The organism is Rhodopila sp., from assembly GCF_965277825.1.
Classification (GTDB): domain Bacteria; phylum Pseudomonadota; class Alphaproteobacteria; order Acetobacterales; family Acetobacteraceae; genus Rhodopila.
The window spans coordinates 441,940-461,187 of sequence record NZ_OZ255846.1; the positions used below are offsets into that span (position 1 = coordinate 441,940).

Below are 19,248 nucleotides of genomic sequence, written 5' to 3' on the forward strand. Positions count from 1 at the left end.
CGGCGGGAGGCGGATCGGCGGCGAGGCGAAAAACTGCCGCCAATGGAGCTTAAAACCGAAAATAGTGCGTCACCCGCGAGCACCCCACCGGCAGACACGGCAACTACCCGAGAGGACGCAATCGCCGGACCAAGCGCCCGCGTGGAGCTCGTCGGACATCGTGATGAAGTCGAAGCATACCAACCAGGATGTTCATGGGCGGAGCACGGTCATCTTGAAGGCGCCCCCATTGGCCGCGGCATGAGCGACCGCCTGATTCACATCGGCCAGATGGAACTCGGTGACTTCGAAGCCACCCAGATCCAGCAACCCAGAACGGATCAGCCCGATGAGGCGAATACAGGCCTCGGCCGGGTACATCCATTGACCGCGTATGGTGATGTTGTTCCGCATTATCCAGGGGTACGGCAGCGCGAGGTCCTCACCCCCCAACATCCCGACGCCGCCCATCAGCACGACCCTGCCGAATTCCCGCACCGTCATCGCCGCGGTCCGCACCGGCCGCGTGCCGGCGAACGGCGGCAGCAGGTCGAGCACACAATCGATCGGGCCCGGGGCCGCTTGCCTCATCCGCTGACCATCCTCCGCCTCTTCGCCAGTCAACGTCACCGTCCTGACCCGAGACCCGAAGCGCCGCGACAGATCCGCCAGCATCGTCTTGTTGCGGCCGGGTGCCACGACGCAGCCGGCGCCCATCGCCAGCGCGACGGCGACGCCGGCACTGCCGAAGTTGCCGGTGGCGCCGCTGACCAGGATCGTCTCGCCTGCCTGAAGGTCCGCCGCCAACAAGCCGCCATACGGCACCAGCAGGTGGTTCAACGCGCACCACCGTCCCGCCTCGGCCGGCTCGATCGGACCGATCGGCACCGCGTTCTCGGTCGGGACCAGCATCTGTTCGGCGAACGGACCGTGGTGGAAATGCTTCTGCAGGTGCAGGCCGCCTTCACCGCGAGCGCTCCAGCCTTGCAGGGTGATGTCGGGGGCCAGCGCATCGTCACGCGACCGCACGGTCGGATCGCAGCACACCCAGTCGCCGACCGCCAGGCGGGTGGCATCCGGTCCAACTGCCCTCACTCGTGCGATCGCCCCGCATCCAGGCGCCACCGGCAAGGTGAGCAGGTATTTTCGCTCGCCGCTGAACACCTCGCGCGCATAGGGCAGAACGGTAGTCGCGACGACATCGACAACGACCTCACCTGTGCCGAGGATCGGATCAGGCAGGGTATCGATCTCCAGCGGCGATCCAAGCGCGTTCAGGATTGCAGCTTTCATGTATGTGTCTTCCCCTTTTACCGGCGCTATCGTGACATACTCACGGCGCCCATCCAGGCCTGGCAGTATCCTAGGACTGTGTAATCCCTGCCTGGCCGCGCGGAACCAGAAGCCCACAGTTAAACAAGTCCTTCCGGCGCAGGAGCAAAGCTCATGGCGGACCCAAACAGAGACGCGTTCGGTGATTTCCTCAGATCGCGACGGGAACGGCTGAATCCTAAGGCTGTCGGATTGTCAACGGCGCGACGGCGCCGGACCCCGGGTCTGCGACGCGAGGAGGTAGCCGAACTCGCAGGCATCGGCGTTGACTGGTATATCCGGCTGGAACAGGGACGCGCCATTCGTCCGTCGGTTACCACGGTCGATGCCCTGGCACGCGCGCTGCGCCTCAACAAGGCCGAGCATGCCCATCTACGAGCGCTGACACGAGACGCTGACCGCCGCCGGTTCACTCGCGAGACCGTGCCTGAAACGCTTCGACGTATGGTCGAAAGCCTGGATCAGCCCGCGTATGTCACCGGACGCCGATGGGACGTCCTGGCGTGGAATGCCGCGGCGGCCGACATCTTCATCGACTTCGGCCGTCTGGCGGAGGCCGACCGCAATACCCTTCTCTATATGCTGACCGACCCGGGGGCTCGGCGGCTTTTCGCGGCAACCTGGGCGGCCGAGGCAAAGCGCATGGTGGCCCAGTTCAGGGCAACGCATGACCTGTGGGCGGCCGATCCGGCGTTTCTCGACCTTCTGCGCCGGCTTCGAATGGGCAGCAGCGAGTTCGCGATATGGTGGGAGGCCCACGATATCCGCGGCAACGGGGCTGGGCAGAAACTGCTGAACCACCCGGAGCGAGGCTTGCTGCGCTTCGAGTATGCAACATTTCAGGCCAATGACGATCCGACGCTGAAGCTGGCGATCTATACGCCGGTATAGCAGCGACTGAAGCCGTCCGCCAAACCGCTTGGGCGGCATGGCGTCGGGAACGGCCCTGGCTCGCCCATGGTCCCGCCTTGCTCAGCCGCCGCCACCGCCACCGCCGCCCTGACGCGCGAAATAACTCCCCAAACGCAATTTGAAGGTTTGCCCGTCGCAGGCGCGTCCCGCGGCCACGCCATGGATGGAAATCGTGCTTACCTGCGAGGTGAATTGCCCTGTCACGCTCGCTGTCCGACCGCCAGCAACGTCCGTGGCCGTGATCTGAAAGCTGTCGTCGTTGTTGAGCAGGCCGGACAAGTTAGCGATGCGCTGTTGCCCCTCGCTTGCCAGGAAGCCATTGATCGTCCGGTTTGAGTCAACCACAAACCGCCATTCAAGACGCGGACACGCTCCTGCCGGCGGAGTATGGACGCTGTACCACTGCCCGATCAGAAGTTGTTCGATCATGCAACCAGGCAGGAGGCCGGCAACCAGCACAACCAAGATCACGCCTGCGATAAGCGGACTCGGGCGTCTTGTTGTCATGGTCGCATGGCGCCTAACCGGCCGGTTTCGCAACGCCTCGACGACGGCCGCACGAAGGTTCGTCGGCCCCTTCCTGCCCGAATGTTCCATGCGATCGAACGCCAGCGTTCGCCAGTTTTGTTGGCCCATCGTGTTGGCCGTCTCCTGTTCTGTCTTTGCCAGTATATCGCGAGCTAGATTTGCTTCACCGCGAGTGTGTCCCACCGGCTTGACGCTCCAGGATGCATGATGAACCGATAACAGCTTGATTCGCTTCGCTCCCCTGGTGGCCATCGGCCATCTCGTCGATATGGACGGCAACGAAATTGATCAATGGCTGCACTTTGGCTGCCGGCGAAGGTCGTCGACCGAGATCGGCAGGCGAAGGGCACGATTCATATGCCGCGACAGCGAAAACAAGCGCGGCTGCACGCCAACAAGCCGGTCGGCGGCTTGATTGAGACGGCAGGAACCCGGCGGAAAAATCGAGCGTTGAAGCGCCCTTTGGGCGGCCCCGCAGGTTGACGGCAAAACCTTCGCGGACCACCTGACATTCGGGCCGAGAGCGGTCTGCTATGACCAGCCTAGTGCCGAAAGTGCCGCATCCCGGTGAACACCATCGCCACCCCGGCCGCATCCGCCGCCGCGATCACCTCGGCGTCCCGTTTCGATCCGCCCGGCTGGATCACCGCGGTCGCGCCCGCGGCGACCACCGCCTGCAACCCATCGGCGAACGGGAAGAATGCATCCGATGCTGCCACGCTGCCGTGCGTCAACCGTTCCGGCAGCCCCGCCGCCTTGGCGGCTTCCTCACCCTTCCACGCCGCGATCCGCGCCGAGTCGATCCGGTTCGGCTGGCCGGCACCGATGCCGACGGTGGCGCCCGCTTTCGCGTAGACGATCGCGTTCGATCTGACGTGCTTGCAGACCCGGAAGGCGAACAATAGGTCGGCGGTCTCGGCATCGGTCGGGGTACGGCGGGTCACCACACGCAGGTCAGCCGCGCCGACCCGCCCGGTATCCCGCGTCTGCGCCAGGAACCCGCCCGCCAGGCTGCGGAACGTCAGGCCGTCGGCGGCCGGATCGGGAATCCCGCCCGTCAGCAGCAACCGCAAAGTCTTCTTCCGAGCCAGAACCGCCCTCGCGGCTTCATCGGCATCAGGGGCGATGATGACCTCGGTGAAGATGGCTGCGATCTTTTCCGCCGCCGCCGCATCCAAGGTCCGGTTGACCGCGACGATGCCGCCAAACGGCGATATCGGGTCGCAACGAAACGCCGCGTCCCAAGCCTCCACCAGCCGATCGGCGCTGGCCACGCCGCACGGGTTGGCGTGCTTGATGATGGCGACAGTCGGCGCCTCGAACTCCGCCACGCACTCGAACGCGGCGTCGGTATCGTTCAGATTGTTGTACGACAATTCCTTGCCCTGAACCTGCACCGAAGTGGCCACACCGAACCGCCTGCCCCAGGCATAGAATGCCGCTGCCTGATGCGGGTTCTCGCCATATCGCAGGGTCTGCAGCCGGTCGCCCGATATTGTCAGTCGCTGGGGAAACGTATCCTCGCGCTGCGTCGAAAACCAGCTTCCGATCGCCGCGTCGTAAGCCGCCGTGCGGGCATAGGCTTCCCCCGCCAAACGACGGCGCAGCAGCTGCGAGGTGCCCCCGGATGACGCCAACTGCTCCAGCATTTCATCGTATTGCGCCGGGTCGACCAGTACAGTAACAAAATCATGGTTCTTCGCCGCGGCACGGATCAGCGCGGGACCGCCGATGTCAATCTCTTCGATGCAGGCGTCGTAGGCGGCGTCCTTGGCGACCGTTGCCTCGAACGGATACAGATTGACCACCACCAAATCGATCGGCGCGATCCCGAGCTGGCGCATCTGCTCTAGGTGCTCGGGCCGATCTCGGCGCCCCAGGATGCCGCCATGGATTTGCGGCACCAGCGTCTTGACGCGCCCGTCCATGATCTCGGGGAACCCGGTGTGTTCGGAGACCTCCTTCACCAACACACCCGCCTCGCGCAGCGTTTTTGCCGATCCGCCAGTGGACAGGATCTCGACCCCGTGCGCCGCGAGCGCCTGGGCGAACCGCACCAGGGCGGTCTTGTCGGACACCGATATCAACGCCCGGCGGATGGGAACGATGTCGATCATGGTGGCGTCCAGTCGTGCTGCAATCGCGGCGGGATAAACCTACAGCCCCAGCAGGTCCAGCGTTCGTGACAGAACCTTGGCCTCGTCGTAATGCTCCAGCGCCCGCCGCCGACCAGTCTGGCCCATCCGGCCACGCAGAGCGGGGTCGCGCACCAATCGTCCCAGAGCCGAGCCAAGGGCAGCCGGATCGCCGGGCGGCACCGATAGCCCGGATACCTCGTTGACCACCTGCTCCGCCGGTCCCCGCACGTTCGTCGCGACCACCGGCAGAGCGGTCAGCATCGCTTCGATCACCGACATCGGCAGGCCCTCAAACCGGCTGGGCAGGGTGAAGATGTCGGCGGCCGCCAGCAGCGCCGCGATGTCGGTGCGATAGCCCAGCATGCGAAGCCGGCTGCCCAGACCGGCCGCGCGCAACACCGCGGCCACGTCGACGCCGCGGTCGCTGTCCAACCGTTCTCCCACCACCCAGAGTTCCGCCTCCGGCACCAACTGCATCGCGGCGGCAAGTTCGGGATAGCCCTTGTGCCAGACCAGCCGCGACACCGCGATGATCACCGTTCGGTCCGTCGCCACGCCCAGTTCGCCGCGAATCCGCGCACGAGCCGAGGGGTCGGGACGAAACAGCGCCGGGTCGCGGCCGTTGCGGACAGCCTCGGCTAGCGGCGCGATATGCAGACGCCGGGCGTCGCGCGCCTCGGCTTCCGAGACGGTCAGGAACACATCGGTCACTCGACCGGCGGTCCACTCCATGACGAGCGACAACGCGCGTCGGGGCAGCGACGACGACGCGTGATTGAACAGAAACCCGTGGCAGGTATAGGCGATCCGCGGGACGCCGGCGACGCGGGCGGCCAAGCGGGCGAGGAAGCCGCTGATCGGCATATGGGCGTGCACGAGGTCGGGCTTTTCCGCCCGCAAGATGGCGACCAGGGAGTTGAAGGCCCGGATATGCGCCAACGGCGACATCCGACGGACGAACGGGATCGCAATGACACGAAATCCCTCGGCCCGCACATCGGCCAACAAGGGACCTTCGGCGCAGGCCCCGACGACTTCGTGGCCCCTTGCTCGGATGGCGCGCATCAGCGGCAGCAGGAAATGCCGCAGCGAAAAGTCGACATTGGTGATCTCGATGACCTTCACCGGCGCCAGCCGCCAAGTCGATGTCGCTCGGATCCCGCGGCGGCCGGGACTACCCGGACCCGACCTTGCGCGCGCGGCGCCAAGGCTGACACAGCGGGCTCCATCAGCCCGCGCGTTCGACCTTGCTGAGCGCCCATTTGATGTGTTGCGGCCCGTCAGCAAAGCCGGTCAGCAAGATCTGCTCGCCGCGGCGCGGTTCGGCGCCCCCCAGGTAGATCGTCTCTTCCAGGGACAACTGTGCGCCATCCGCACGCAATCGCCAAAAGGTGCCGGATTTCAACCGCAGCAGCACGGCCGCGCCATCCTGCTGCACACTCGCCTGCACATCCGGATGCAGATGAAAGCGCAACGTGAACGGCTGCGGTTCCAGCGCCTCGATCAGGTCCTCGCCGCGGATGTCCTCGCCGCTTTCCGCCATGTATAGGCGGCGGCGGTGAACCGCATTGAAGGTTTTCCGCCAGCCGTCATGCGACACGTCCAGCCAGTGCGCTCCGGCGGCCTCCTGGCGGTTCACCTCCACCGTTTCCGGGCGGCGGCCCAGGCCTTCCGGCTTCAACTCGCTGCTGTTCAGATCACCGATGACCAGCGTCGAGTGGGCCGCGGTGGCGCGTGCCGCATCGTGCCATTCCGGCGGACCAGCCACGAATGCCCCGCAATTGACGATGACCCGGTCGCGCATGATCGACAGTTCCATCGACAACGTTCCGGCATGCGCCAGGCGATCCAGCCCAGGCGGTGCCGGCACACCGCAGTCCACGATCAATACGCTGCGGCCGGCCTGCATGCGATGGAATCCGCCCTCGATCAGCGCCGAGGGACCGCGCCCGCCCTGACCCGCCTGGGTCAACACCAGTTCGACCAGCGCGTTGGTTTCTTCCCGGCTGCCGTTGAACAGTGCCAGGCCGCCATCGCCGTGCCGCATCACCCGTAGCGCCGTTGACATGCGTTCGATCGCATGGGCCAGGACCGGCGGTGCTTGGGTCTGTGAGGTGCGCAACAGCGCCCGAATCTCCGTCAGATCCTGCAGCGCCGACAACTGCGCCGCTGGGCTGCGTTCAGCATGGCAGCCGTCCGGCAGAATCTGGCGGCCGATTTCCTGCGGCAGGAACCTGAGCGCTCGGGTCAGAAAACCGGACTGCTCGCGCAGCGCGACCGCGGCAGCCACCAGTCCCTTCAACGCGGTCAGCGCGCGGGCGTCCAGTTCCTCGACCGGCAACGCCGCCGACAACCCGCGCGCATCCGACACCAGCCGACCCATCAACCGTTGGCGGAACGCATCGTCGGCGGTGGCGGCAAAAAACTCGTAGTGCCCAAGCCAGGCGGTTATGCGGGCGCCGACGACGTCGGGCCGATGCGCAACCGCGTCCGAGGGCGGGTTGGCGATCCAGTCCGACACCAGGGCACGGGCACGCAAGCGAGCTGCATCGGTGCCCAGCGCCTGCAGGTCGCGCAGCCAGGAGAAGCCGTGCGCACCGGCCCGCAGAACGGCGGAACCGCCAATCTGTTGCCAGCCGCCTTGCCGCAGCGGCTGCACCGCGCCGCCAAACTGCAGCTCGCCCTTGATTAACTGCGCGCCCCGATTGGCGTCGCCGGGCCACGGGTCGCGCACTGACAACGCTGGGGCGTCGGGCACTCGCCCCATCCGCAGGCTCGGCAGCCGAGCCATGGCCCTGCGCGCGCCTCGGATCCAACGGCTTGGACTCGAAGCGTTCATGCGCCGCTCCGCAGCGCCCCGATTGCTTGGGCGTAGTCGGGGGCGCGGAACACCGAGGTTCCGGCGATCAGCGTGTCGGCTCCCGCGGCCAGCACGGCCTTCGCTGTGGCGGGGATTATCCCGCCATCGACCGCCAGGGCGATCGGATGATCGGCGGCGTCGATCAATTGTCTCAGTTGGGCGATTTTCGGCAGTTGCGATGGCAGGAAGGACTGGCCGCCGAATCCGGGATTGACCGACATCACCAGGATGATGTCGGTCAGATCCAGTGCCCAGGCGATCGTGTCGGGTGACGTCGCGGGATTCAGCACAACGCCGGCTTTCTTGCCGGCATCGCGGATGTGCTGCAGCGAGCGATGCAGATGCGGCCCGGCCTCGGGGTGCAGGCTGATATGGTCGGCGCCGGCGTCGATATACGCGTCCAGGTACGGATCCACCGGGGCGATCATCAGATGCACGTCGAACGGCATCTTGGTGTGCTTGCGCAACGCCGCCAGGACCGGCGGACCGAAGCTGAGGTTGGGCACGAAATGGCCGTCCATGATGTCGAGATGCAGCCAATCGGCGCCAGCCGCCTCGATCGCGGCGACCTCCTCCTTCAGGCGGCCGAAATCGGCGGCGAGCAGACTGGGGGCGATGGTGACGTGCCGGGAGACGGGAGCAACCATGCGATGCTTCTAGACAACGGGACCGTTGTCACACAAGGAAACATCAGCCGTTGACCAGCCGCGCCGCGAAGAATCCGTCCATCCCGCCGCGATCGCGCCAGAGTCCGGGGTGGGTGCGCAAGAAGCCCTCCGAGGTTAAAGCCTCGGGCAGGGCGGCCAGTTCGTCGGCGCGGAACGGATCGTGCCGCAGTCCGGTCGTGGCAATCGAGGCGGCAATCCGCGATGCGCCTTCCTCAGGCTGTAGCGAGCAAACGGCGTAGATCAGCCGGCCACCTTTGCGAAGCATCCCGGCGGCATTTCGCAGCAGGTGGTCCTGCACCTGGACCACCGTCTGAACGTCGCGCGGCCGCTTGACGCGCGCGATATCCGGGTGGCGGCGGATGGTACCCGTGCTGCTGCACGGCGCATCCAGCAGCACGGCGTCGAACGGCTGCGAAGGCATCCACTCGGTCGCATCGGCATTGATCACGTCCGCGCGCAGACCCCATCGCGCCAGATTGGCTACCAGTCGATCGGTGCGGGCCGGATCGCGCTCGACCGCTGTCACGGCGGCTCCGGCAGCGGCAAGCTGGGCGGTCTTGCCACCGGGTGCGGCACACAGGTCGGCAACCCGCTCACCCGGTCCGGCCGCCAGAAGTCTGGCGGGCAATGCTGCCGCGGCGTCCTGGACCCAGAGCTCACCCGTCTCGAAGCCGGGCACGCAGGCAACCCCCGTTCCGGCTGGGAAGCGCACCGTTCCGGTCGGCAGCAGCACACCGCCCTGGGGCGTTGGGATACCCGGCTTAAGGCTGAAATCGAGTGGCGCCTCGGTCTGATGCGATGTAGCGATCGCTCGGGCGGATTTGCCCCACGCCGCCCAGAGCCACGCAGGTGTATCGAGCCGAGCGGTATCCAGATCCCCCAGCACCCCCGGTCCAGCCGCGGCAACCTTGCGCAGCACCGCGTTGACCAGACCGGCGAACGGCGCCAGGCCGCGGCGCTTGGCAAGGCTGACCGCAGTGGCGACAGCGGCGTGAGCCGGCGTTTCCAGCAGCAGCAGGCCAGCGGCACCGATACGCAGAACGTTGCGAACCGGGTCGGGGGGTTCCCGGCGCAGAAATGGCTCGAGCACCGCATCCAGTGTACCCATCCTGCGAAGAACAGCGGCGGCGAGGCGATGCGCCGCTGCACGGTCTCGCGGTTCAAGCTCCGACAGGCTGTCCAGCGCTTCTTGTAGCGGACGGAGCCGTTCCAGGACCGCGGTCAACAGGTCGAAGGCGGACTCGCGAGTCGGATCGGCCATCAGACCAACGGTCGCCCAACCCCATGATAGGCGAATCCGGCCTCGCGCATGGCAACCGGATCATAGACGTTGCGCAGGTCCACCAGCACCCGGCCGCGCATTGCATCGCGCAGCCGCTCAGGCGCCAGTGCGCGGAATTCGTTCCATTCGGTGATCAACACCAGCGCATCGGCGCCCGCCGCGGCATCCAGGGCGTCCGCACAGTAGTGAACCTGGTCTGGCAACAGCGGACGCGCCTGGTCCATGCCCTCGGGATCAAAGGCGCGGATGCTGGCACCGTCACCGGCCAGACGAGAGATGATCGACAGCGACGGCGAGTCACGCATGTCGTCGGTCTCCGGCTTGAAGGTCAATCCTAGCACGGCAATGGTCTTGCCGCGGACGGACCCGCCGCAGGCGGATATGACCCGCATAGCCATGCTGGACTTGCGTGCATCGTTGACCGCGACGGTGGCTTCGACCAGGCGAGACGGGGCGCCGTAGTCCTGCGCGGTGCGAACCAGCGCCAAGGTATCCTTGGGGAAACAGGATCCGCCGTAACCCGGTCCGGGATGCAGAAATTTGCGGCCGATGCGCCCGTCCAGGCCGATACCGCGTGCGACGTCGTGTACGTCCGCGCCGACCTTCTCGCATAGGTCAGCGACCTCGTTGATGAAGGTCACCTTCATCGCCAGGAACGCATTGGCGGCGTACTTAGTCAGTTCCGCGGTCTCGATGGCGGTAAACACGATCGGGGCCTCGATCAGGTAAAGCGGCCGATAAAGCCGCCGCATCACCTCCTTGGCGCGGTCGGATTCGGCGCCGATCACCACTCGATCCGGTCGCATGAAATCCCCGATGGCGTTGCCCTCGCGTAGAAATTCTGGATTCGACGCGACGTCGAATTCCAGATCGGGGCGGGTCGCGCGGACGATCTGCTGAATGTGGCGGCCGGTGCCAACCGGAACGGTTGACTTCGTAACGATTACCGCGTAGCCGGTCAGTGCACGAGCGACCTGCTCGGCAGCGGCGTAGACGTAGGTCAGGTCGGCATGCCCATCGCCGCGCCTGGTCGGCGTACCCACCGCGATGAACACCGCCTCCGTCCCGTCCACCGCTGCGGTCAGGTCGCCGGCGAAGGCCAGGCGGCCGGCCTTGACATTTTCCGCAACAAGCTGTTCCAGGCCGGGTTCGTAGATCGGCATCCGCCCCTCGCGTAGCGCGGCGAGTTTGCGAACGTCGGTTTCAACGATCGTGACTTCGGTGCCAAATTCCGCGAAACAGGCTCCGGAGACGAGGCCAACATAGCCGCCGCCAATCATCGTTATACGCACGTGTCGGGTTCCTCACGCGAATGCGACGCTGATTCAGCACAAGGCGACGGTCGATTCCAGCAAATTACCCAGGCGACCACTGCTTGGCGTCACCGAAACACGCTTGACAGGGCCACGAACGCGCGTGTGTCTGAGCAGACGTTGACTCAAGACCGGGGTTTCCATGCCGAACTCAGTGCTTCGGATCGGTATCGCGGGCGCGGGCCACTTCGGCCGCTACCACGCGCTGAAGGTCGCCGCATCCGGCCGTTGCCATCTGACCGGCGTCTTCGATCCCGACCTGGAACGGGCAAAGACCGTGGGTTGGGAGGCCGGCGCAAAGGAAGTCTGCTTCGAAGATTTGCTCGACATATCGGATGCGCTGATCGTCGCCGCCCCGGCCGAGGTCCATTATCAACTGGCTGCCCAGGCCCTCAACGCCGGCAAACACGTGCTGGTCGAAAAGCCGATTGCCGCCACTCTGACACAGGCGGATGAACTCGGCGCCTTGGCGAAACAGCGCGGCCTGGTGTTGCAGGTCGGCCATCTGGAGCGATTCTCAGCCGCATATCAGGCCATGGCGAGCAGAATCAACGCGCCGTTATATATCGAGGCAACCCGGATCGCACCGTTCAAGCCACGCGGCACCGACGTTTCCGTCATTCTGGATCTGATGATCCACGACCTGGACCTTGTGCTCGCCCTGGTCGACAGCGAGATCGAGAGCGTCGATGCGGTCGGTGCGGCGGTTGCCAGTCGCCACGAGGACATCGCCAATGCCCGGCTGAGATTCCGCAACGGCGCGGTGGCGACCATCACCGCCAGCCGGATTTCACCCCGAACCGAACGGCGCATGCGTATTTTCGGGCAAGAATGTTACATCGCCGCGGACTTCTCGGCCCGCAAGCTGACGGTGATCGCTCGCATTGCGGCCGACGGTGGCGGCCTGCCGCCCGGCCAGCAAGCGGTACCTGGGGTCGCCGGCTTCGCCAACGAGAATGTGTCATGGGAGGATCATGATTCGCTCGCGGCCGAACATGCGGCGTTCGCCGCCTCGGTGCTGGATGGCGCGCCGGTGCTGGTCGATGCCGCAGCGGGGCGCCGGGCGCTGGCGGCGGCGCTGGCGGTTGGCGAGAGCATGCGGGAGTCGCGCGAGAAGATGGCGGCCTCGGGACTTATCGAGGTCGCCGGCTCGGCGCATCATCCGAGCGGCATCACATGACCCGGATCGCTTCAATGTTAGCGGAAAGCGGTTCGCCTTGGACGCGTTCTTCGCCATCCATGCGCTGATGAACGCCCCTGGGCCTCGCGACCGGCTTCGCGGCATCGACCGCACGCTGCGCGCCGTCGCCATCGGCGCTCTGTTGTTGCTGGCCGCCAAGCTTTTGCAGGACGTCCTGCTACTGATTTTCGCCGCCATCCTTGCCGCCTGTATTCTGCACGGAGCGGCGGATTGGCTGCATCGACGTCTCGGACTACCGACCGGTTTATGGCTGTGCGTGGTCATCGTAGCGATCACCCTGTTGGTCGGCGGCGGTTTTTGGCTGCAAGGTCCGCGCGTGACCGCGCAGGCCGCCAGTGTTGCCGATACCGTCAGCCAACAGGTCCAGCACCTGTGGCAGACCGTGCAGGACAACCCGCTGATTCAGCGACTGATGCCGCAGATTAAGGCCAAGGCCGGGTCGGTGATGAGCAGTCTGTCGTCGATGGTGCCTGGCATGGCGTCTTCCACCATCGGGATCGGCGGTGATCTGGTGGTGATCCTGGCGACCGGTATCTTCCTGGCCGCCTCGCCTTCGACCTACGTCGCCGGGTTCCTGCGATTGCTGCCACCGGGTTGGCGACCGCGCGGGCGCGAGGTGATGGACGACCTGGGGAACACGTTACAGCTCTGGTTCCTTGGGCAGCTCGCCGACATGATCGTCGTGGCCGTGCTGACCGGGGCAGGTCTGTTTTTCCTTGGTGTGCCGCTTGCGCTGACCCTGGCGCTGATCGCCGGGCTGTTCAACTTCGTGCCCTATATCGGCGCCTTGGCCGGAGCTGTCCCTGCCCTGGCGGTCGCGGTGGCACATTCGCCGCAAACGGCGTTGTACGCCGCCATCCTGTTCGCTGTCGTGCAAACCCTGGAGGGGAACGTGATCGCGCCGCTGATACAGAAGCGCACCGTCGATCTGCCGCCCGCGCTCACGATCCTGTCGCAGACCGTGCTGGGCGCGTTGTTCGGTATCATGGGGTTGATCCTGGCCACGCCGCTGACCGCGGCGGCTACCGTCGCGGTGCGAATGATTTACGTTGAGAGCGTGCTGGAGAACGACGGCGACGGTCGGGAGGCCCGCAGGAGGTAGTTGTTCGTCATTGCGTTCCTTGTTGGGGATCAGGGTTCAGCCGAGACGGCGGCGATACAATGCGATCAGGCGCTCCCAGTGCCGTTCGGCGGCCGCCTTGTCGTAGCACCAGCGCTGCGGGAAAGCGAAGCCGTGGTGGACTTCGGAATACATTTCCAATTCCCCACTGTTGCCGGATTTGTCGAACAGTTCCTTCAGCTCCGCAACCATCGGCAATGGAGCCAGATCGTCGTGTTCGGCACAGGCAATATACAGTTCGCCCCTGGCCCTGCCCAGGTTGAGATGCGGGCTCTCCTGGTTCTCGCTGACCAGCCAGGTGCCGTAGAACGATGCGGCGGCGGCTACCCGATCGGGGTAGCGAGCGGCGGCGGCCAGCGAGTACGGTCCGCTCATGCAATAGCCGTGCGTGCCGACCATGCCGGCTTTGGCTTCCGGCTGTGAGTCGACGAAAGCCAGCATATCGGCGAAATCCTGCATCACCGGCGGGATGCTCATCTTGGTCCGGACCGCGCGCATCCGCGCCTGCTCGGGGCTGCCCTTGGTGGTGACGTCCGGCCCATACTTGGTGTCCCTGCCGGCGCGGTAATAAAGGTTTGGCAGCACGACGTAATAGCCGACGCTGCACAGGCGGCGCGCCATGTCATACAGTTCCTCGCGGATGCCGGGGGCATCCATCAGCAGGAACACAACGGGATGCGGGCCGTGACGATCAGGACGGACGAGAAACGTCTCCATCGCACCCGCCCGGGTGGTGAGATCGCGGATTTCTTCGATCATGGTCGTTCCTTCAGCCTCGCAGCCGATGCTTTCACGTGGCGCTTGGGCCGGCAAGATGGCCGCAATCCCGAAACCACGCGCGGCGCGCTTCGGCTCTTCCCGCACGTACGCCAGCAACGCTGGTGGTCTCGGCTGTCTCGGCGAGACGTTTGGCCGAACCAGGCGATCCGTCCGATGCGAATGTCAGAGTATTTCTTCCTATACCATATCAGATTCTATACCGTAACTTTTTACGCGCATAATGTGGCTAAATCGCTTATAACTACGTTATTAGGATCGGAACATCTTTAATTATTCAGCAAGGTTCGAAAATTTGGCTTATTTAAAGGTATGATATTACAGAGAAATAACGTAATTATCGGCAAAGTTCGATATGTTTCGCTAATAAGTTTCGATTCGCATTGCGCAAGATCACGTATCCGTGACTATCCTGCTGAATTATTACACGTTCCCGGGAGCATTGCAGAACATGGGTACCCAGACCACCAGCCAACCCGCCGCGCCGGGAAACTGGAGCGTTCAGTCGATAAACGGCATGCAATACATGGTCTTGTTGCCGGCCAACTACGATCCGAGCGTGAAGTATTCCACCGTGCTATACTTGCACCAATTGGACCAGGGCACCTACGGCCCGCAGAACCTGCAGAACCAGATCAATGCATGGTTCAACACGTCGACTTTCCGCACCGACTATCCCTCGATCATCGTCGCGCCGTTGCTTGATCAATCGGCCGACCTGTCCGGTCAGACGATAAACTTCGGCGGTGTCGACACGGCTGACAGTGCCGGTGAGGACAACGCCATCGCTGCGTTGAAGCAAGTCATGTCGCAATATTCCACTGATCCGTCGCGGGTCTACGTCACCGGCAACAGCATGGGTGGCATCGGCACTGAAGACATGATCATCAAATACAATGCCTATACTGGAACCGAGGGCAGAATTTTTGCCGCCGGCCTGTCGCTGGCGGGCGCCGACTACGGGCAAGGCTATCCGCAACCCAATCAGTCGGTTGTGAGCGGACTGAAGAACGTGCCGTTCTGGGCCATCCACGGCGGCCAGGACGGCCAAGTGCCGCTGGCCTGGGATCAGAACCTGTATGCCGCGGAACAGGCAATCGGCGGCGACATGAAATATACTCAGGACAACAGCCTGGGTCACGACGTCTGGGATACCTACTACCCGCAGACTGGCGCCGGTTCGCCGCTCGGCTGGCTGTTCAGCCAGTCGACCGGTGGTGCGGTAACGCCGACGCCGACCCCCGCGCCCACTCCCACGCCGACGCCGACGCCGTCGAAGAACGACACCGTGGTCACCGGCACCAGTGCCGCGATCATCGATGCCAGCGGCAACAAATGGACCATCACCGGCGGCGGTCAGGTGGCGATCAACGGTGTCGCCGACAGCACCACCGGCAACGTCATCGAACTGGCCTATGTCAACGGCACCATCTGGCAGGAGAACGCCGCCAAGCTGTGGTGGGGCGAGACCAAGAACAACGCCGCATGGTCACCCAGCGCCGGCACCGCCACCAGCCCGCTGCCGGCGACGCCGGCCCCGACGCCGACGCCGGCTCCCACGCCGACACCCACGCCAACACCCACGCCAACGCCGACACCCGCGCCGACGCCGACCCCCGCGCCCACTCCGACGCCGGCCCCCGCGCCGACACCGACGCCGGCCCCCGCGCCGACACCGACGCCGTCGAAGAACGACACCGTGGTCACTGGCACCAGTGCCGCGATCGTCGATGCCAGCGGCAACAAGTGGACCATCACCGGCGGCGGTCAGGTGGCGATCAACGGTGTCGCCGACAGCACCACCGGCAACGTCATCGAACTGGCCTATGTCAACGGCACCATCTGGCAGGAGAACGCCGCCAAGCTGTGGTGGGGCGAGACCAAGAACAACGCCGCATGGTCACCCAGCGCCGGCACCGCCACCAGCCCGCTGCCGGCAACGCCGGCCCCGACGCCGACGCCGGCTCCCACGCCAACGCCGACACCCGCGCCAACCCCGACGCCGACGCCGACGCCGACGCCCACGCCCACCCCCACGCCGTCGAAGAACGACACCGTGGTCACCGGCACCAGTGCCGCGATCGTCGATGCCAGCGGCAACAAGTGGACCATCACCGGCGGCGGTCAGGTGGCGGTCAACGGCGTCGCCGACAGCACCACCGGCAACGTCATCGAATTGGCCTATGTCAACGGCACCATCTGGCAGGAGAACGCCGCCAAGCTGTGGTGGGGCGAGACCAAGAACAACGCCGCATGGTCACCCAGCGCCGGCACCGCCACCAGCCCGCTGCCGGCAACGCCGGCTCCGACGCCGACCCCCGCACCGACGCCCAAGCCGACGCCAGCACCAACACCGACCCCTGCCCCGACACCAACGCCGACTCCCACCCCGCCGCCGACCTCGGCGAACGACACCATGGTGCTGGCCGGTGGCGCCAATGCGATCATCGATGCCAGCGGCAACAAATGGACCATCACCGGCAGCGGGCAGGTCGCGGTCAACGGTGTCGCCGATACGACCACCGCCAACGTCGCCGAACTGGCCTACGTCAACAAGCAGGTCTGGCAGGAGAACGCCAGCCAACTGTGGTGGGGCAAGACCACCCCGAACGCGGCCTGGGCGCCCGATCCGGGGACCAGCACCAGCCCACTGCCGGCACCGATCACGCTGGCCAGCGCCAGCGCAACGGTCAGCGCCAGCCAGGTCTCGGTGGTGGCGACCGCGGGGGCACACATGCTGTTCCTCAAGGGTGTGGGCGATGTGGTCAGCCTGTCGGGCGGTGCCGAGACCGTCACCGACAGCGGCGGCAACAACACCTTCGTGCTGCCGGCGGCGGGCCATGGCAGCGTCAGCTTCACCAGCAATATCCTGAGCAATATCCTGACCCTTGCCGATGTGCTGGACCTGAAGCCGGCGCTGGCCGCCACCAACTGGAACGGCGCGGCGGCGACGCTGGCGAACTACCTGACGGTGACCGACCAGGCTGGGGGCGCCACGCTGTCGATCTCCGCGACCGCGGGCGGGGCGAAGCTGGCAATCGCCTCGATCGCCGGGGCCTCCACCGCCAACCTGAACAGCCTGCTGGCGCACGCGATCACCTGATCGGGCGAGTCGCGCGGGAGGGTGGGCGCCGCCGAGGGGGACCTCGGCGGCGCGCTACCATCTATGGGGCCACTTTTGGGGCTAAACCACTATCCCTAGCGGTCAATGCGGAGGGTTATCCACATGATTTTGTGCGCCCCCACCGGATTCTCGTTGACCGTCCGCCGAGCAGCGGATAGTTCGGAACTGTGACATCGCATGACACAAAATCGCTGATCCGACTGCGCGGCCGCTCCATCATGGCGCTGGTGTTGGCGCCAGACGTGCCTTTGAACGACTGGCTCAACGCGCTGGATGCGCAAATGGAACGCTCGCCCAATTTCTTCGATGCGCGCCCTGTCGTGGTGGATCTCGGGGCCGTCCCGCGGGAACAACCCGGCGTGGCGCAATTCCTGCAGCTTCTGGAACAACGCGGCATCCGCATCATCGGCACCGAGGGCGCGCATCCGTCGTGGGACGGCATTGAAGCCTGGGGTCGGCCGCTGCCGGTGTCCAGCCGTCCAGGCCGCGAAATCGAGCCGCCCGAGGGGCGGCCCGCGCAAGGCCTGCCTGCGGTCGAGGCCACGCCGTCAACCGCCGAGGTCAACACGCTGCTGATTGACCAACCGGTGCGCTCCGGCCAGTCGATCGTGTTCGAGCGCGGCGACATCACCATTCTGGGGTCGGTCGCATCAGGCGCCGAAGTCATGGCCGGAGGATCGATCCATGTCTATGGAACGTTGCGTGGCCGCGCCGTCGCCGGGCTCTCCGGACATCCCGGCGCACGGATATTCTGCAGCAAGTTGCAGGCGGAACTACTGGCGATCGATGGCGTCTACCAGACCGCGGACGGCATGCCCGCCAATGCTCTGGGCAAGCCGGTGCAAGTCTGGCTGGACGGCGAGCAGATGAAAATATCAGTTCTGGATTAGGAGAAACCTATGGGCAAGGTGCTGGTGGTTACATCTGGCAAGGGCGGAGTCGGCAAGACGACCTCCACCGCCGCGCTGGGTGCCGCACTCGCGCGGAGCGGTGAGAACGTCGTGGTCATCGACTTCGACGTCGGATTGAGAAACCTCGATCTGGTGATGGGCGCGGAACGCCGGGTTGTGTTCGACCTGATCAACGTGGTGCAAGGCGACGCCAAACTGGCGCAGGCGCTGATCCGCGATAAGCGGATCGATACGCTGTCACTGCTGCCGGCATCGCAGACCCGCGACAAGGATGCGCTGACCATGGAAGGCGTCGACAAGGTCATCGCCGAGTTGCGCGAGAAGTTCGACTGGGTGATCTGCGACAGCCCCGCCGGCATCGAGCGCGGCGCGTTACTTGCGATGCGCAATGCAGATCTGGCGGTGGTGGTCACCAACCCCGAGGTTTCATCGGTGCGCGATTCGGATCGTATCATCGGGATGCTGGATTCGAAGACCATTCGGGCGGAAAAGGGCGAGAAGATCGACAAGCATCTGTTGGTTACGCGTTACGATGCCGGCCGCGCGGCCCGCAACGAAATGCTGAAGGTCGAGGATGTGCTGGAAATCCTGTCGATCCCTCTGCTGGGGATCATTCCGGAAAGCGAGGAGGTGCTCAAGGCCTCCAACATCGGGTCACCGGTGACCCTTAACAATCCCGCCAGCGTGCCGTCACGGGCCTACTTCGACGCCGCAAAGCGGCTCAAAGGCGAGACCGTCGATGTCGTTGTTCCGATGCAGCGCACCGGCTTTATCGGACGCCTGTTCGGACGGAGGGTGGCATGAGCCTGTTCGAGCTTTTTCGCAAGAAAACCACCGCACCGGTGGCTCGGGACCGGTTGCAGGTGCTGCTTGCCCACGAGCGCAGCGTGATCGGCAAATCCGATCTGCTGGCGACTTTGCAGGAAGAAATCCTCGCGGTCATCGCCAAGCATATAACCGTCGATCGGGACGCGGTTCAGATCAAGCTCGACCGCGGCGCGTCGTTCTCGACATTGGAAATCGATGTCGAAGTCCCGCTGGATGCGGCGAAGATGGCGAAAGCGCCGAACGAGCCCGGCGTTGCCGCGTCAGCCTGATCCGCG

The 19,248-nt window shown here is 65.1% G+C and carries 16 protein-coding genes; 7 read left to right on the forward strand and 9 right to left on the reverse strand.

Going from position 1 to position 19,248, the window contains the following annotated elements:
• Window positions 1-192: 192 nt before the first annotated feature.
• Window positions 193-1,272 carry an alcohol dehydrogenase catalytic domain-containing protein gene (locus ACQY4T_RS02625; protein ID WP_428537253.1) on the reverse strand — a complete coding sequence of 360 codons (1,080 nt, stop codon included), beginning with the start codon at window positions 1,270-1,272 and terminating at the stop codon, window positions 193-195.
• 153 nt (window positions 1,273-1,425) lie between these two features.
• Here ACQY4T_RS02625 and ACQY4T_RS02630 point away from each other — a divergent pair, with 153 nt between their 5' ends.
• Entirely contained in the window at window positions 1,426-2,202 is a 777-nt protein-coding gene (locus tag ACQY4T_RS02630) for a helix-turn-helix transcriptional regulator (RefSeq protein WP_428537256.1), read from the forward strand.
• Between the two features lie 81 nt (window positions 2,203-2,283).
• Here the strand turns inward: ACQY4T_RS02630 and ACQY4T_RS02635 are convergent, their stop codons facing one another.
• From ACQY4T_RS02635 to ACQY4T_RS02665, 7 genes are all read right to left on the reverse strand, one after another.
• Complete coding sequence (locus ACQY4T_RS02635; protein ID WP_428537259.1) at window positions 2,284-3,003, reverse strand: hypothetical protein; 720 nt, start codon at window positions 3,001-3,003, stop codon at window positions 2,284-2,286.
• A 290-nt stretch (window positions 3,004-3,293) separates the two neighbouring features.
• Entirely contained in the window at window positions 3,294-4,868 is a 1,575-nt protein-coding gene (gene purH / locus ACQY4T_RS02640; RefSeq protein ID WP_428537262.1) for a bifunctional phosphoribosylaminoimidazolecarboxamide formyltransferase/IMP cyclohydrolase, read from the reverse strand.
• A 39-nt stretch (window positions 4,869-4,907) separates the two neighbouring features.
• Complete coding sequence (locus ACQY4T_RS02645) at window positions 4,908-6,014, reverse strand: glycosyltransferase family 4 protein (protein ID WP_428537265.1); 1,107 nt, start codon at window positions 6,012-6,014, stop codon at window positions 4,908-4,910.
• A gap of 103 nt (window positions 6,015-6,117) precedes the next feature.
• A complete protein-coding gene (locus tag ACQY4T_RS02650; protein WP_428537268.1) occupies window positions 6,118-7,680 on the reverse strand; it encodes a heparinase II/III family protein in 1,563 nt (520 codons plus the stop codon).
• A gap of 44 nt (window positions 7,681-7,724) precedes the next feature.
• A complete protein-coding gene (gene rpe / locus ACQY4T_RS02655) occupies window positions 7,725-8,396 on the reverse strand; it encodes a ribulose-phosphate 3-epimerase (protein WP_428537271.1) in 672 nt (223 codons plus the stop codon).
• A 43-nt stretch (window positions 8,397-8,439) separates the two neighbouring features.
• Window positions 8,440-9,678, reverse strand: a complete 1,239-nt coding sequence (locus tag ACQY4T_RS02660) for an RsmB/NOP family class I SAM-dependent RNA methyltransferase (protein WP_428537274.1) — start codon at window positions 9,676-9,678, stop codon at window positions 8,440-8,442.
• The gene (locus tag ACQY4T_RS02665) at window positions 9,678-10,991 is read right to left on the reverse strand and encodes a UDP-glucose dehydrogenase family protein (RefSeq protein ID WP_428537277.1); all 1,314 of its coding nucleotides are present in this window, start codon (window positions 10,989-10,991) and stop codon (window positions 9,678-9,680) included. Before ACQY4T_RS02665 ends, ACQY4T_RS02660 begins: the two co-directional genes overlap by 1 nt.
• 163 nt (window positions 10,992-11,154) lie before the next feature.
• Between ACQY4T_RS02665 and ACQY4T_RS02670 the strand changes: the two genes are divergently transcribed.
• Window positions 11,155-12,192, forward strand: coding sequence for a Gfo/Idh/MocA family oxidoreductase (locus ACQY4T_RS02670; protein WP_428537280.1), 1,038 nt, complete (start codon window positions 11,155-11,157; stop codon window positions 12,190-12,192).
• 37 nt (window positions 12,193-12,229) lie between these two features.
• Entirely contained in the window at window positions 12,230-13,315 is a 1,086-nt protein-coding gene (locus tag ACQY4T_RS02675; protein ID WP_428537283.1) for an AI-2E family transporter, read from the forward strand.
• Between the two features lie 36 nt (window positions 13,316-13,351).
• On the opposite strand, the gene ACQY4T_RS02680 is transcribed toward ACQY4T_RS02675, so the two are convergent.
• Window positions 13,352-14,092, reverse strand: a complete 741-nt coding sequence (locus ACQY4T_RS02680) for a dienelactone hydrolase family protein (protein ID WP_428537286.1) — start codon at window positions 14,090-14,092, stop codon at window positions 13,352-13,354.
• Between the two features lie 421 nt (window positions 14,093-14,513).
• Between ACQY4T_RS02680 and ACQY4T_RS02685 the strand changes: the two genes are divergently transcribed.
• The 4 genes from ACQY4T_RS02685 (at window position 14,514) to minE (ending at window position 19,242) form a co-directional block, all read left to right on the forward strand.
• Window positions 14,514-17,213 (forward strand): hypothetical protein, encoded by a 2,700-nt coding sequence (locus ACQY4T_RS02685; protein ID WP_428537289.1) that lies wholly within the window; start codon window positions 14,514-14,516, stop codon window positions 17,211-17,213.
• A gap of 188 nt (window positions 17,214-17,401) precedes the next feature.
• On the forward strand, window positions 17,402-18,124 hold the full coding sequence (minC, locus tag ACQY4T_RS02690) for a septum site-determining protein MinC (RefSeq protein ID WP_428537292.1): 723 nt from the start codon (window positions 17,402-17,404) through the stop codon (window positions 18,122-18,124).
• A gap of 9 nt (window positions 18,125-18,133) precedes the next feature.
• Window positions 18,134-18,949: a septum site-determining protein MinD gene (gene minD, locus ACQY4T_RS02695; protein ID WP_428537295.1), complete on the forward strand. Its 816-nt coding sequence runs from the start codon at window positions 18,134-18,136 to the stop codon at window positions 18,947-18,949.
• Complete coding sequence (gene minE / locus ACQY4T_RS02700) at window positions 18,946-19,242, forward strand: cell division topological specificity factor MinE (protein WP_428537298.1); 297 nt, start codon at window positions 18,946-18,948, stop codon at window positions 19,240-19,242. The genes minD and minE overlap by 4 nt, the downstream gene beginning before the upstream one ends.
• The last annotated feature ends 6 nt before the right edge of the window (window positions 19,243-19,248 follow it).

Bases quoted from the DNA above. Each gene is read 5' to 3' on its own strand.
- ACQY4T_RS02625 (WP_428537253.1), bottom strand. From the start codon at position 1,272: ATGAAAGCTGCAATCCTGAACGCGCTTGGATCGCCGCTGGAGATCGAT.
- ACQY4T_RS02630 (WP_428537256.1), top strand. From the start codon at position 1,426: ATGGCGGACCCAAACAGAGACGCGTTCGGTGATTTCCTCAGATCGCGA.
- ACQY4T_RS02635 (WP_428537259.1), bottom strand. From the start codon at position 3,003: ATGGCCACCAGGGGAGCGAAGCGAATCAAGCTGTTATCGGTTCATCAT.
- purH (WP_428537262.1), bottom strand. From the start codon at position 4,868: ATGATCGACATCGTTCCCATCCGCCGGGCGTTGATATCGGTGTCCGAC.
- ACQY4T_RS02650 (WP_428537268.1), bottom strand. From the start codon at position 7,680: ATGGCTCGGCTGCCGAGCCTGCGGATGGGGCGAGTGCCCGACGCCCCA.
- rpe (WP_428537271.1), bottom strand. From the start codon at position 8,396: ATGGTTGCTCCCGTCTCCCGGCACGTCACCATCGCCCCCAGTCTGCTC.
- ACQY4T_RS02660 (WP_428537274.1), bottom strand. From the start codon at position 9,678: ATGGCCGATCCGACTCGCGAGTCCGCCTTCGACCTGTTGACCGCGGTC.
- ACQY4T_RS02670 (WP_428537280.1), top strand. From the start codon at position 11,155: ATGCCGAACTCAGTGCTTCGGATCGGTATCGCGGGCGCGGGCCACTTC.
- ACQY4T_RS02680 (WP_428537286.1), bottom strand. From the start codon at position 14,092: ATGATCGAAGAAATCCGCGATCTCACCACCCGGGCGGGTGCGATGGAG.
- minD (WP_428537295.1), top strand. From the start codon at position 18,134: ATGGGCAAGGTGCTGGTGGTTACATCTGGCAAGGGCGGAGTCGGCAAG.
- minE (WP_428537298.1), top strand. From the start codon at position 18,946: ATGAGCCTGTTCGAGCTTTTTCGCAAGAAAACCACCGCACCGGTGGCT.